The sequence below is a fragment of the Micromonospora sp. NRRL B-16802 genome (assembly GCF_001279555.1).
Classification (GTDB): domain Bacteria; phylum Actinomycetota; class Actinomycetes; order Mycobacteriales; family Micromonosporaceae; genus Micromonospora; species Micromonospora profundi.
Genome location: NZ_LGEB01000086.1, coordinates 363,164 through 375,840, shown reverse-complemented (window position 1 = coordinate 375,840; position 12,677 = coordinate 363,164). Strand labels below are relative to the sequence as shown.

Here is a 12,677-nt window from a genome sequence, read left to right as displayed (position 1 = left end):
GCCATGGCGTACGCCGCGCATTTCGCCGCCACCATGCTGGCCTGCTATCTGACCGCTCAGGTGCTGGCCCGTTCCACCTGGACGTGGCGCAGCCCTCGGGTGGCGATCATCTGCTGGCAGGCCGTCGGGTTGGCGTTGGGCCTCTCCGCGATCGGCCTGCCGATGGCGCTCGGCTTGTCCGCGTACGACCTGCCGACCGGGAGCGCACTGCTCGCCCTGGCCAGCGACCTCGTCCATGGCACCCTGCCGGCCGGCGAGACCGCGTTCCACCTGGCCGGAGTTGGTGTGGGCATCGGCATCGGGGCGATGCTCGTCGCCACTACCGCGCGCAGCATCCACGGCGCCGTCCTCGCTCAGCGCAGGCACCGGGACCTGCTCACCCTCGTGGCCCGCAACGACCCCGCCGCACCCGGCGCACTCGTACTGGACCACCCCAGTGCCGCGGCGTACTGCCTCCCGGGCGTCCGGCCGCAGGTGGTGGTCAGCGCAGGCACGCTCAGCCTGCTGGACCGGGCCGAGCTGGCCGCCGTGCTCAGCCACGAGCGCGCGCACGCCAACGAGCGGCACGACCTGGTGCTGCTGCCGTTCACCGCGCTCTGCCGGGCGTTGCCCTGGTTCGGCTGGGTACGCGACGCGCACGAGAGGGTCGCCCTGCTTGTCGAAATGCGCGCCGACGACAAGGCACGCGAACTGCACGCCGAAGCGCCACTGGCGGGCGCGCTGCGCAGGTTCGCCGCCGCCGGCCACCGCATCACCCCGGCCGGCGCGCTCGGCATGGGCGATCGGGACCTTGACGTACGCGTTCAGCGCCTCCTGATCAGCGACAGCCCGCCCCGGATCCTGGGCGGCACCGCCCTGGCCGTCGCCGCCACCCTGGTAGCCCTGCCGATCAGCCTCTTCCTGAGCTGACCCGCCGCGCGCCGCGCTCGCCCCGCCGCGTTCCAGGCGCGCGAGGCCACTTCATCCAGGATCGAGCACGATCTTGCCCCGAACCGCCGCTGTACGACTTCTTGTAGTAGCCGGCACTGATAGGTAGCGACGCTACGTGTAGAGTTCCTACGACAAGGGAGCCAACACCTTACGGAGAGCCGGCCATGGACACGCTGCTCCTCGCCCGCCTGCAGTTCGCCACCACCACCTCGATCCACTTCCTGTTCGTGGTCGTCACGCTCGGGCTTGTCACCCTGCTGGTCGGGATGCAGACGGCCTGGGTGCTCACCGGCAACCCGAAGTGGGAGCGACTCACCCGCTACTGGGGCCAGCTCTACGTCATCAACTACGTGCTCGGCATCGCCACCGGCATCGTGATGGAGTTCCAGTTCGGGCTGAACTGGAGCGGCCTGTCCCGCTACGTCGGCAACGTCTTCGGCGCGCCGCTGGCCATCGAGACGCTCGTGGCGTTCTTCCTGGAATCCACGTTCCTCGGAATGTGGATCTTCGGTTGGCACCGGCTCCGCAAGGGCGTCCACCTCGCGCTGCTGTGGGGCGTGGCGCTCACCGCGTACGCCTCAGCGTTCTGGATCATGGTGGCCAACTCCTGGCTCCAGAACCCTGTCGGTTACGAGGTCCGCGACGGGATCGCCCACCTCACCGACTTCGGCGCGCTGCTCACAAACCCCAGCCTCGGCATGGCGTTCGGGCACGTGGTGTCGGCCGCGCTGCTGGTCGGCGGCATGCTCATGGCAGCGGTCAGCGCCTGGCACCTGATCCGGCGTACCCCCGATTTCCTGCTCTTCCGCACTTCGCTGCGGATCGGCCTGGTCACCGCGGCACTTGCCATCACGCTGGTGCAGGGCTTCGGGTTCGCCCAGTTCGGGGCCGTCGGCTCGGTGCAGCCCACGAAGTTCGGGCAGGGCCCGGAGGCGCAGGCACTCGTCGCCGAGTGGACCGCCCGCTTCGGCCCGGGCGACTACGCACCACCGGTGCTCGCCAACGTCGGGCTGGGCTTCATGATCCTGATCGGCCTGGCCCTCGGCTGCGTCTGGCTCCTGCTCCCCCTGCTCTTCCGGGACTGGATCATCCGGCTGCGCTTCCCGCTGTGGCTGACCCTGCTCGCCCTGCCGCTTCCGTTCGTCGCGGTCATCCTCGGCTGGATCGCCCGGGAGGTCGGCCGCCAACCCTGGGTGGCGTACGGACTGCTGCCCACCGAGCAGGCGGTCTCCCCTGTCGGCGCGCCCGTGATGCTCACCTCGCTCATCGGCTTCAGCCTCCTGCTGGGCACCCTCGCCGTCACCAACTGGGTGCTGCTGGCCCGGCACGCGGCACGCGGCGCCGCCGACCCGGCTCTCGGCCGTCCACCGGCACCGTCAAGCGAGCCGGCCCGCCCCGAACCCGCCCTCTTCTGAGGAGATCACCGTGGACCTCGCCTGGTACGCCCTGCTCGGCCTCTTCTTCGCCACCTACCTGGTGCTCGCTGGCTACGACTACGGCGTGGGGCTGCTGCTGGCTCGCGGCATCGGGCCGGCCGGTCGGCGCGGCGCACTCACTGCCCTCGGCCCGTTCTTCCTCGGCAACGAGGTCTGGCTGGTCGCCACCGTCGGCATCCTGTTCGGCGCGTTCCCGCTGCTGGAGGGCGAGTTGCTCTCCGGCTGCTATCCGGCCGGCGCCGGCGCGCTCGTCGGTGTCGTCCTGGTCACCGCCGGGGTGCAACTGCGCAGCCGGTCAGCCGACGAGCGCGTCCGCGCCCGCTGGGACCGGGTCGTGATCGTCGGCAGCATGCTCGCCGCGCTGGGCTGGGGTGTGCTGCTGGCCGCGCTGCTCCAGGGCGTACCCCGCCAGGCTGACGGCCACGTGGCAGGCGTGTCCCACCTGGCCACCCCCTTCGCGGCCACCGCCGGCCTGGCCATGCTCGCCCTCGTCGCGGTGCACGGGGCGACGTTCCTCACGCTGCGGCTGCCGGCAGCCGACGCCGCAGTGGTCGGCCGCACGGCCCGCCGGCTTGTCCCGGTGGCGCTGTCCGCTGTCGCCCTGGCCACCGTCGTGGGCCTGCTCTCCGCTCGGGTACGCGACACCGTCCAGCGACCGGCGCTTGGCGTACTCCTGCCGGTGTTGCTCGTGGGTGCGTTGCTGGTGGCCCGTGCGGCGCTGGCGCGGCGGCGGCCGGGGTGGGCTCTGATCGCCACCGGCGCCGCCCTGGCGCTGCCCGTGGCCCTTGTCGGTGCGGCGCTCTGGCCCTACGTGCTGGTGTCGACCACCGACCCGGCCGCCTCGCTGACGGTGGCCGACGCCGCCGCGAGCACACCCACGTTGAGGCTGCTCGGCTGGGTGGCGTTACCGCTGCTGCCGGCCCTACTAGGCTTCCAGGCGATGTGCTGGTGGGTTTTCCGGGGACGGACCGACGGCAGGGCACCGGTGTACTGGTGAACCGCCGTCCCTTCGACCCGCGTCTGCTGCGCCGGGTCCCCGCGGCCCGGCGCGACCTTGCCGTGCTCGCGCTCCTGGGCGTGCTCGCCGCCGGGCTGATTGTCGCGCAGGCCACCGCGCTGGCGTCGGCGCTGGCAACCGCCTTCGAGGGGCAGCTGAACAGCCGGGCGCTTGCGGGTTTCGTGGTCGCGGTCGCCGCCCGGTCGGCGCTGGTCTGGGCACAGGGCACGGTCTCCGCGCGGGTCGCGGCCACCGTCAAGGCCACGCTGCGGGCAGACCTGTTCCAGGCGGTGGGCCGGCACGGCCCGGCCTGGGTCGCCGGCCAGCGGGCCGGTCAGCTCGCCACCCTGTCCGGCCGAGGACTGGACGCGCTGGACGCGTACTTCACCGGGTATCTGCCGCAGCTGGTGCTCAGCGTGACGGTGCCAGTGGCGGTGCTGGCTCGGGTCGTCTTCGCCGACTGGGGCTCGGCGGTGATCATCGCGTGCACGTTGCCGCTCATCCCGATCTTCGGCGCGCTGCTCGGCTGGCAGGCGCAGGCTGCCACCGAGCGCCAGTGGCGGCGGCTCTCCCTGCTGGGCGGGCACTTCCTGGACATGGTCGCCGGGCTGCCCACGTTGCGGGCGTTCGGCCGGGCGCGGGCGCAGACCGAGGTGGTCCGCCGGATGGCCGACGGGCACCGGGTGGCCACGATGAAGACGCTGCGGATCGCGTTCCTCTCCGCACTGGTGCTGGAGTTGGTCGCCACCCTGTCGGTGGCCCTGGTGGCCGTGCCGGTGGGCATCCGGCTGCTCGGCGGCGGGCTGGCCCTCCAGACCGCGCTGCTGATCCTGCTGCTCACCCCAGAGGCGTACCTGCCACTGCGGGCCGCCGGCAGCCGCTTCCACGCCAGCATGGAGGGGCTCACCGCGCTGGACGAGGCGCTCACCGTCTCGGCCGCCCCGGCGGCCCCCCGCGCCAGCGAGGGCGCCGCCACCCCGCACGGTCGCGGCGAGATCCGGTTCGAGGCCGTGACAGTGGCGTACGAGCGGACCACAGCGCTGCGCGACGTGACACTGACCATCCGGCCCGGCGAGCGGATCGCCGTCATCGGACCCAGCGGCGCCGGCAAGAGCACCCTGCTCGGCCTGCTGCTCGGCTTCGTGACAGCGACCAGTGGCCGGATCACCGTGGACGGCGTCGACCTCGCCACCGCAGACCCGGACGCCTGGCGTCGACAGGTCGCCTGGGTGCCGCAGCGGGCGCACCTCTTCGCCGCATCGCTTGCCGACAACATCCGGCTCGGCGCTCCGGACACCCCACCGGAGGCGCTCGCGGCGGCGGTACGCGACGCCGCGCTCGACGACGTGGTGGCCGGCCTGCCGGACGGGCTGGACACGCTGCTCGGCGAGCGCGGGCACGGCCTGTCCAGCGGCCAGCGGCAACGTGTCGCACTCGCCCGGGCATTCCTGCGGGACGCCCCTGTGGTGCTGCTCGACGAACCCACCGCACGGCTGGACACGGCCGCCGAGGCGGTGGTGCTGGACGCCACCCGCCGGTTGGTCGCCGGACGTACCTCGCTGCTTGTCGCGCACCGGCCGGCGCTGCTTGCCGACGCCGACCGGATCCTGCGCATCGAGGACGGCCGGGTCACCGAACTGACGCCCGCACCGACGCCGAAGGTGGCCCGATGAGCACGGCACCGGCGCCACCGGCGAGCGGCACGACCGACGGCGGCGACGCGCTCCCCGCCGGGCGGGTGGCCGCCGAGCGGGCGGTGCTGAGGTTCGCCCGCCCGTACCTGGGCCGGCTGGTCGGTGCGGGACTGCTCGCCGCCGCCACCGAGTTCGCCGGGCTCGCCCTGATGGCCACGGCCACCTGGCTGTTGATGAGCGCCGCCGGTCAGCCTCCGCTGGACCGGCTCACGGTGGCGATCGTCGCCGTACGTGCGCTGGCCATCAGTCGGGGCGTGTTCCGCTACACCGAGCGGCTCGCCGGGCACGACGCGGTGCTCCGCATGATCACCGACGTGCGGGCCCGGGTGTTCGCCACCCTCGCCGCCCGCCGCACCACCGGGCAGCGCTCCGGGGACATCCTCAGTCGACTGGTCTCCGACGTCGAGGCGGTCCAGGACCTGCTGCTGCGGGTGCTGGTGCCTGCCTCGGCGGCGGCCCTGGTGGGCGTACTGGCGGTGGGTGGGGCGGCGCTCATCTCGCCCCCGGCCGCCGCCGTGCTCGCCGTCGGCCTGCTCGTCGCCGGGGTGGCGCTGCCGGCGCTGGCCACAGCTGTCACCCGGCGCAGCGCGGCAGAGGTCGCCCCGCTGCGGGGCGCGCTCGCCACCGACGCCGTCGACCTCACCCACGGCGCCGCCGACCTGGCCGCGTTCGGTGCGACCGACGCCGCGCTGCGCGCCGCAGAGGACCGTGCCGGCCGGCTCGCCCGGCTGGAACGCCGGCTGGCCGCCACCGGGTTCGCGGTCGACGCGGTCGGGGTGCTTGTCGCCGGCTCGACAGCCGCCGCCGTGGTGCTCGTCGCGCTGGCCGCCGACGTGCGCGGGGTGCTGGTCGGCGTGCTGGCCGTCGGCTCGCTGGCCGCCGTCGAGGTGGCTCTGGCACTGGTCGCGGCCGCCCGACAGTGGACCCAACTGCGGCCCGGCCTGGCCCGGGTGGCCACCCTGCTCGACGCCGAAACGCCGACCTCCCGACCCGTCGACGCCCTGACGGCTGACGCGGAAGGTGGTGCCGCTCCTGCCGTTCCACACGAGCTGCGCTTCACCGACCTGACCGTGCGGTACCGGGCCGGTGCCGCACCCGCACTGGACCGGCTGAACCTGGACCTGCCGGCCGGTCGGCGGATCGCTGTCGTCGGTCCGAGCGGCGCCGGCAAGAGCACCCTGGCCGCCGTGCTGACCGGCGCGGTCCGTCCCACCGCCGGCCGGGTCACACTGGCCGGGCGCGACCTGTCCACGTACGCCGAGGAGGAGCTGCCCCGCACTGTCGGTGGGCTGCTCGCCGAGGCGTACGTCTTCCACGCCACGGTGCGGGAGAACCTGCTGCTCGGCCGGGCCGCCGCGAGCGACGACGAGTTGGCCGCCGCGACCGCCGCCGCTGGCCTGCTCGACTGGGTACGCGCCCAGCCTGCCGGCTGGGACACCCTTGTCGGCGAGGAGGGTGGTCAACTCTCCGGCGGCCAGCGGCAGCGGCTCGCGCTGGCCCGGGCCCTGCTGGCCGCGCCGCCGGTGCTGGTGCTCGACGAGCCCACCGAAGGGCTGGACCCGGTCGCCGCGGACGCGGTGCTCGCCTCCGCACTCGCCGCCACTCCCGTCGGGCATTCGGTGCTGCTGATCAGTCACCGGCTCAGCGGGCTGGCCGAGTTGGACGAGATCGTCGTCCTGGACGGTGGCCGGGTGATCCAACGCGGCCGGCACGCCGAGCTGGTCGCCGTGCCCGGCTGGTACCGGGACCAGTGGCTGCTCCAGGCGGCGGCCGAGCGCGGGTACCTGGCGCTCGCCCCCTGACCCGGTTCGGGGACGGACCAGGGTTCTCCCTGACGTCGGGGGTCGGCGCCCGTGGCAGGGTGGTGCCATGCCACGCGCCGAGGACGTCCTGGTGGAGGAACACCTGCAAGAGTTGGCCTCCCGCCTGCACGGGCCGGCGCGGCTGAAGTCCGACCTGCTGACCGAGGCGCGGCACGATCTGCTGGACGTCGTCGACGCGTACCGCGAGAACGGGGTGCCGCCCACGGAGGCGCAGCGCCGGGCGGTGGCCGAGTTCGGCTCGCCGGCGCAGCTGTTGCCCTCCTGGCAGGCCGAGCTGGCGGTGGCCGCCCTGCGCGGGCTCTCCCTGCGGATGCTGGCCGTGGCCGGCGTGGCGGTGGTGGCCGGCGACCTGACCTGGCACGGGTCGAGTTGGAGTGCCGGCGGGCCTCCGCCGTTCGCCTACCGGCTGCTGGCCGAGTCCGTCGACTGGATCTGGATGAGCGCGCTGCTGCTCGCGGTGGCGGGCCTGCTGGTGGTGGCGGCGAGTGCCCGGTCGACCCGGCCGGGCGTGGCGGTCGCGCAACGTGCGGTGGGCACCGGTCTGACGGGCGTGCTGGTGCTCGGCATGCTTACCGGTGGGGCGCTCTTCGGCTGGTCGCTCGGTATGTGGGACGCGGCGCTTACCTGGCCGCCGATGATCATCGGTCTGGTGCTGGCCGGCGGGGCGTACTTCTCGCTGAGCCGCGCGGCACGCGGCTGGCTGCGGGCCACCGTCGCCCGCTGACCGCGGCCCGGTGCGGTTCAGGCCGGAGTGGTGGGGGCGGCGCCGGGGTCGAGGAACCGCCCGACCGTCACGCGGAACTCCTGCCACCCGGCCCGCTCACCTGCCAGTGCCCGGCGGCCGGAGTCGGTGAGCTGGTACGTGCGCCGCTCCCGCCCGTTGACGGTGCTCCAGGTGCTCGCCACGTGCCCGGCGCGCTCCAGGCGGCGCAGCGCCGGATAGATGGTGCCGGTGGGCAGGTCGAGGCTGCCGTCACTGCGGGCGCGCAGCGACTCGATGATCGCGTAGCCGTGCAGAGCGCCCTGTTCGAGAACGGCGAGGAGAAGCGCGTCGAGATGGCCGTGCAGCGACTGGGCCTTCATGCGTAGCAACGCTACTTGTCGCGCGCCCTGTGCGCCACCGCCGCACACTCGCAGGCCCGAGCCGTTCGTGGAGCGGCCGACGGGGTGCGGGCTCCAAGCTTCCCGAGCCGCCGACTAGGGTATGTGCCCAGAGTCACTCGTCGGTCCGAGACGCCGGCGGGTCAGCAACCCGAAGCACACGGAGGTCAGCGTGGCCCGCCAGTCGCCCCAACGGCCCGACGCCGACGAGCCCGAGCTCGACGACACCACCGGCACGGCCGAGCCCGACGAGGCCGACGAGGCCGACGACACCCCCCGCGCCGCGGCCAACCGGGCGCTGTGGGAAGAGCTGCGGATCGACCCGGTGGAGATCGCCCTGCCCGCCGGCACCGGCTTCACGCTGCGGGCGTACCGGCCGGCGGGGTCGCTGACACCGACCGACGTGACCGAACGCGACCAGGACGACCCGTTCCTCGCCCGCCGTCAGGTCATCGAGGAGGAGGAAGACGACGAGACCGTCGTCATCCTCGACGAGGACCTCGCCGAGGAGTTCGCCGACGACGACGAGACCGAGCCGTCACGCCGTCGCCGGAGCGGCACCACGGACGCCGACGCGACCGCCGACGAAGACGACGCGGACGAGGACGAGGACGACACCGACGAGGCGGACGACGAGGAGGTGCCGGTCTTCCTCAGCCACCGGGGCAAGCTGCTGCTGTTCAAGACCCCCGAGTCGTTGGTCAGTTTCATCCGTTCCGGCGCACCGAATGATCTGTCCCAACTGGACAGCTGGAATGAATTGTCCGAACGGGTCGAGCCGGCCGACATCGTGCCGCTCGACGAGGACACCTACGAACTCGACCTCGTTGTGGAAAACCTGCGCGGCGGGCACGACGCCTGGGATTCGACACTGCTCATCGAGGCCGGCGAGGTCGCCCGCGACCTGTCGTACGCGTTGCAGCTGCCAGCGGTCCTGGACATGCTCTCCGCCGGCTCCAGCCTCGACAACCTTGACGAGGCCCTGCGGGCGACCGTCAACGGCGGCATCGGCGGTTTCATGGGCCGGCGACGGTTGAAAAAAATCGGGGCACAAACCGCAAGTCTGGGTTGGCGCACGATTGTCGGCAAGATCTCTGCGGTCGTGGACTGGCGCGACTGACCCGTACCGGGGAGCATCAGTTGCTGGCAGTAGGAAGACCTGTCCCGGGAGGAGGACGACGCCTTGGCGCTCGTGCGCGTGTACTGCGGTCTGGCCTCGGCGGATTCGGCTGACCGACCGGCCCCGGCCAGGTCGACGCTGACGTCCGCGGTGGTCGATGACGCAGGCCGTCTGCTGCATGTCAGCGAGATCGGTGACGACGCGGCTGGCTACGCCCAGCTCGTCGCGCTGCTCGTGGAGCGGTCGGGCGGGCCGAGCGGTGCGGCTATCGCCGCCGACAGCGATGACAACACTGTCACTTCGCTGTTGAGCGCGGCGGGTCGTCCCCTGGCGATCGCGGACGACGACCTGGTGGACGACTTCGCCGAGCGCTTCGCCGACGACGACTCGCTTGAGGAGATGCAGTCACCGCCGGCCGAGCGTCGTGCCGTCGGCCTGGCCCGCGCGTTGCAGGCTGGCGCACTCTCCGCCGTCACACTGCCGGCACCCCGGGACCTCGCCGGCTACAAGCAGGTGCTCGCCGCGCACGCCGCTCTGGCCAGCGGCCGGCACTCCGCCGCCGTGGCGCTGCGTGAGGTGCTGCGGGAGCTCTACCCGGCCGCGCTGCGGGCTTACCCGGACCCGGCCGAGCCGGTCTCACTGGCGGTGCTGGACGCGCTGCCCGAGCCGGGCATGCTCGGCGGCACCGTCGCCCGCGGCCGCGAGGTGTCCGTCGCCGCGGACGCCATCGCCGCGCACCTCGCATCGGACGGGGTGGCCGACGCCGAAGAGATCAACGAGGCGGTCACCGCGCTGCGGGTCGCCATCTCGGAGACGCCGCGACGCGCCACCGTCAACCGGGCACTCACCTCCGCCGTGGCCGAGACGGTCCGGCAGGCCGTCGCCTCCGTACGGGCCTGTGATGCCGGCTGCGAGGCGCTGGTGAGCGCCCTCAGCTCACGGGTGCGGACGCCCGCCCCGACGCCGGGCCGCCGGGCCGCCGCCCGCCATGACGACTCTGCTAACGAGTTGCCCGGCCTGACCAACACGGGCACCGGCCTGCGTGCCGTCCGACCGACCCCGACACCCCAGCCGGCGCCTGTCGTCGGCCGGCGCAGCCGTCCCGAGCCGGCCCCGGGCAGCGCCCCGCTCGCGTCGCCGCGCCCACTCGGGCCGCCGCCGGTCGCCCCTGCTCCGGTCACGCCGCCTCCTGTCGCACCCGCGCCCATCGCCCCGGCTGCGATGGCCGGCCCGCCGGTTTCGGCACCTCCCGGGCGGGCCGAGCCGACCCCGAGCCGGATCGACGGCCCGACCAACCGCCCGGTCTCCGCGCCACCGCCTCCGCCGCCCGGGATCACCCCGATCGCTCCAGCGCAGCGCGGCACCGTGCCGCCGGCCGAGGCGGGCGAGCCGTTCCGGCCGACCCTCACCACCGCCGCGATCAACAACGCGCGGGCCGAACGGCAGCGCACTGTCATCCCGCCGCGTCCCAAGACCAACGGCGAGCGACCGAGCCACCAGCGGCCCATCGAGGAGCCGCACACCGGCGGGTTCAGCGCCACCGACCTCAGCATCCCGGTGCCCGCCCCCCGGCCGGGCCAGGAGCAGCAGGCGCCTCCGGGCTCCCGGGCGAACTGGCCTCTGGTCAACAACCCGGAGGACCCGGCCGACAGCTCGCCGAACAACCCGGCCGCCTACTCGTACGGTGGCGGGCGGGGCATCGAATCCCCGACCGATCCGGGTCGGGCCGACGGTCGGGTCACCCCGCCGTGGCTGGCTGACGACCTGCCGCAGGAGCCGCCCATGCTGCGGCTTGTCGAGCCGCCGCCGCTGGCTGACCGGGCGCTGCGGGAAGGGCTCAACCCGTCGACCGACCCGCGCCTGGAGACGCCGCCGCTGCGGCTCGTCGACCGGGAGCAGGCCGCCCGCAACGACCGCCCCTCACCGCGTGCCGACCGTGCCCCCGAGCACCGCCCGGCGCCCCCTGTCGAGCATCGGCCACCGCCGGTCGCTGACGAGGGTGACGGCGACCTGCTGATCTTCGCGCAGGCCAAGTCCGCCTGGTTCGTCGGGCACGCCGAGGAGTCCGATCTGGACTGGTCGACCACCGCAGACACGGGCTGGCAGGCCGCCGAGCAGGCCGCCCGGCCGTCGGTTGGCGCCGAGACCAACGCCGGGCTGCCGAAGCGGGTGCCGCAGGCCAACCTCGTCCCTGGTTCCCCGCTGCGCGAGGAGCGTCCACTGCGGATAGTGCGCGACGCCGCCAGCCTCGCAGAAAACACCACAGGCTACTTCCGCGGCTGGCGTCGCGGGCAGGAGATCGGCGGGTTCGCGGTGGGTGGCCGACCGGGTCGCGAGGCCGCCGGCGGCTGGGACTTCAGCCGCGATCACGGTGACCGCGACGACGACCACGAGTACGAGTACCGCTCCGCGGGCTACCAGTCCTGACCAAGTTCACCCCACCACACGCAAAGAGATCCTGGAAAGAGGTGGCCCCGCAGGGGGCGACTTCCTTCCAGGATCTCTTTTACGTTGCGTAGACCCACGAGGGGCGGGCCCGGGCAGCACTCAGCGCCCGGTGGCAGCCAGGGCCACCACCGGGCGCGGGATCGTCCCGGTCAGGCCGGAGCGACGGCGCGCGTACGGCGCATGGTGAGCACGTACTCGACAAGCGAGATCAGCACGTGCTTCGTCGACTCCCGGTTACGGGCGTCGCAGGCCACCACCGGCACGTCGCTCGAGATCGCCAAGGCGTCCCGGACATCCTGCGGGTCGTGGTACTGCATCCCGTCGAAGCAGTTGATGGCCACCAGGTACGGCAGCCGCCGGTGCTCGAAGAAGTCGATCGCCGCGAAGCAGTCGGCCAGCCGGCGGGTATCCACCAGCACGACCGCGCCGATCGCGCCCCGGACCAGTTCATCCCACATGAACCAGAATCGGGTCTGACCCGGCGTACCGAACAGGTACAGGATCAGGTCACGGTCGATCGAGATCCGGCCGAAGTCCATTGCCACCGTGGTCGTCGTCTTGCCCGGCACCTGCCGGGTGTCGTCGACGCCCACGCCAGCGGAGGTCATGATGGCCTCAGTGGTCAGCGGCGTGATCTCCGAGACCGAGCCGACCAGCGTCGTCTTACCGACGCCGAACCCACCGGCAATAACGATCTTCGCCGACGTCACGCGCCCGCTCGGGTTCGGCGGGCGGTGCGACATGTCAGAGCCTGCGAAGTCCACTCAGCACCCTCTCCAGCAGTTCAGTGCCCACCGCGTCGTCGGAGTCGTCCAGGATGGTCGGCTCGTGGACCGCGACCAGGCCGTCCGTCGCCATGTCGGCGATGAGCACCCGGGCCACACCAAGCGGGAGCTGCATCCGCGCCGCGATCTCAGCGAGCGACTGCACGCGTCCGTCACACAGCGCGGCGATGTACTGGTGTTCGCGGCCCTGACCGCCGTTGCCATGGGCAGCGGTCCGACCACGCACCGTCGTTTCGACGAGCGCCTCCAGCGCGATATCAAGCCGGGGGCGGGTACGACCACGGGTCACGGCGTATGGACGGACCAACGCTCCGGTCGGTTCGTCACGATCGGCCATGTCGCC

At 73.1% G+C, this 12,677-nt stretch carries 10 protein-coding genes and 2 pseudogenes; 9 read left to right on the top strand and 3 right to left on the bottom strand.

Annotation, left to right across the window (positions count from 1 at the left end):
• The first annotated feature begins 3 nt into the window (after positions 1 to 3).
• The 6 genes from ADK66_RS24920 to ADK66_RS24895 all read left to right on the top strand — a co-directional run bounded on the left by ADK66_RS24920 (position 4) and on the right by ADK66_RS24895 (position 7,604).
• Positions 4 to 909: a M56 family metallopeptidase gene (locus tag ADK66_RS24920; protein WP_053659322.1), complete on the top strand. Its 906-nt coding sequence runs from the start codon at positions 4 to 6 to the stop codon at positions 907 to 909.
• Between the two features lie 185 nt (positions 910 to 1,094).
• The gene (locus tag ADK66_RS24915; protein ID WP_053659320.1) at positions 1,095 to 2,345 is read left to right on the top strand and encodes a cytochrome ubiquinol oxidase subunit I; all 1,251 of its coding nucleotides are present in this window, start codon (positions 1,095 to 1,097) and stop codon (positions 2,343 to 2,345) included.
• 10 nt (positions 2,346 to 2,355) lie between these two features.
• Positions 2,356 to 3,363, top strand: coding sequence for a cytochrome d ubiquinol oxidase subunit II (locus tag ADK66_RS24910; protein ID WP_053659318.1), 1,008 nt, complete (start codon positions 2,356 to 2,358; stop codon positions 3,361 to 3,363).
• Positions 3,360 to 5,036 carry a thiol reductant ABC exporter subunit CydD gene (cydD, locus tag ADK66_RS24905; protein WP_053659495.1) on the top strand — a complete coding sequence of 559 codons (1,677 nt, stop codon included), beginning with the start codon at positions 3,360 to 3,362 and terminating at the stop codon, positions 5,034 to 5,036. Before ADK66_RS24910 ends, cydD begins: the two co-directional genes overlap by 4 nt.
• Positions 5,033 to 6,859: a thiol reductant ABC exporter subunit CydC gene (gene cydC, locus ADK66_RS24900; RefSeq protein WP_053659316.1), complete on the top strand. Its 1,827-nt coding sequence runs from the start codon at positions 5,033 to 5,035 to the stop codon at positions 6,857 to 6,859. The genes cydD and cydC overlap by 4 nt, the downstream gene beginning before the upstream one ends.
• 67 nt (positions 6,860 to 6,926) lie before the next feature.
• Positions 6,927 to 7,604, top strand: a complete 678-nt coding sequence (locus ADK66_RS24895) for a permease prefix domain 1-containing protein (RefSeq protein WP_053659314.1) — start codon at positions 6,927 to 6,929, stop codon at positions 7,602 to 7,604.
• A 17-nt stretch (positions 7,605 to 7,621) separates the two neighbouring features.
• Here the strand turns inward: ADK66_RS24895 and ADK66_RS24890 are convergent, their stop codons facing one another.
• A complete protein-coding gene (locus ADK66_RS24890; RefSeq protein ID WP_053659312.1) occupies positions 7,622 to 7,963 on the bottom strand; it encodes a PadR family transcriptional regulator in 342 nt (113 codons plus the stop codon).
• A gap of 121 nt (positions 7,964 to 8,084) precedes the next feature.
• Here ADK66_RS24890 and ADK66_RS24885 point away from each other — a divergent pair, with 121 nt between their 5' ends.
• The 3 genes and pseudogenes from ADK66_RS24885 to ADK66_RS32775 all read left to right on the top strand — a co-directional run.
• Positions 8,085 to 9,101, top strand: coding sequence for a hypothetical protein (locus ADK66_RS24885; RefSeq protein WP_053659310.1), 1,017 nt, complete (start codon positions 8,085 to 8,087; stop codon positions 9,099 to 9,101).
• 39 nt (positions 9,102 to 9,140) lie between these two features.
• Positions 9,141 to 10,779, top strand: a pseudogene (locus ADK66_RS24880) (transposase); the annotation flags it as partial.
• Between the two features lie 281 nt (positions 10,780 to 11,060).
• A pseudogene (locus ADK66_RS32775) lies at positions 11,061 to 11,528 on the top strand (transposase); the annotation flags it as partial.
• 170 nt (positions 11,529 to 11,698) lie between these two features.
• On the opposite strand, the gene ADK66_RS24875 reads toward ADK66_RS32775, so the two are convergent.
• Complete coding sequence (locus ADK66_RS24875; protein WP_007455465.1) at positions 11,699 to 12,292, bottom strand: ATP/GTP-binding protein; 594 nt, start codon at positions 12,290 to 12,292, stop codon at positions 11,699 to 11,701.
• A 1-nt stretch (position 12,293) separates the two neighbouring features.
• Positions 12,294 to 12,671 carry a DUF742 domain-containing protein gene (locus ADK66_RS24870; protein WP_053659305.1) on the bottom strand — a complete coding sequence of 126 codons (378 nt, stop codon included), beginning with the start codon at positions 12,669 to 12,671 and terminating at the stop codon, positions 12,294 to 12,296.
• Between the last annotated feature and the right edge of the window lie 6 nt (positions 12,672 to 12,677).

Bases quoted from the DNA above. Each gene is read 5' to 3' on its own strand.
- ADK66_RS24920 (WP_053659322.1), top strand. From the start codon at position 4: ATGGCGTACGCCGCGCATTTCGCCGCCACCATGCTGGCCTGCTATCTG.
- ADK66_RS24915 (WP_053659320.1), top strand. From the start codon at position 1,095: ATGGACACGCTGCTCCTCGCCCGCCTGCAGTTCGCCACCACCACCTCG.
- cydC (WP_053659316.1), top strand. From the start codon at position 5,033: ATGAGCACGGCACCGGCGCCACCGGCGAGCGGCACGACCGACGGCGGC.
- ADK66_RS24895 (WP_053659314.1), top strand. From the start codon at position 6,927: ATGCCACGCGCCGAGGACGTCCTGGTGGAGGAACACCTGCAAGAGTTG.
- ADK66_RS24890 (WP_053659312.1), bottom strand. From the start codon at position 7,963: ATGAAGGCCCAGTCGCTGCACGGCCATCTCGACGCGCTTCTCCTCGCC.
- ADK66_RS24885 (WP_053659310.1), top strand. From the start codon at position 8,085: ATGTGCCCAGAGTCACTCGTCGGTCCGAGACGCCGGCGGGTCAGCAAC.
- ADK66_RS24875 (WP_007455465.1), bottom strand. From the start codon at position 12,292: ATGTCGCACCGCCCGCCGAACCCGAGCGGGCGCGTGACGTCGGCGAAG.
- ADK66_RS24870 (WP_053659305.1), bottom strand. From the start codon at position 12,671: ATGGCCGATCGTGACGAACCGACCGGAGCGTTGGTCCGTCCATACGCC.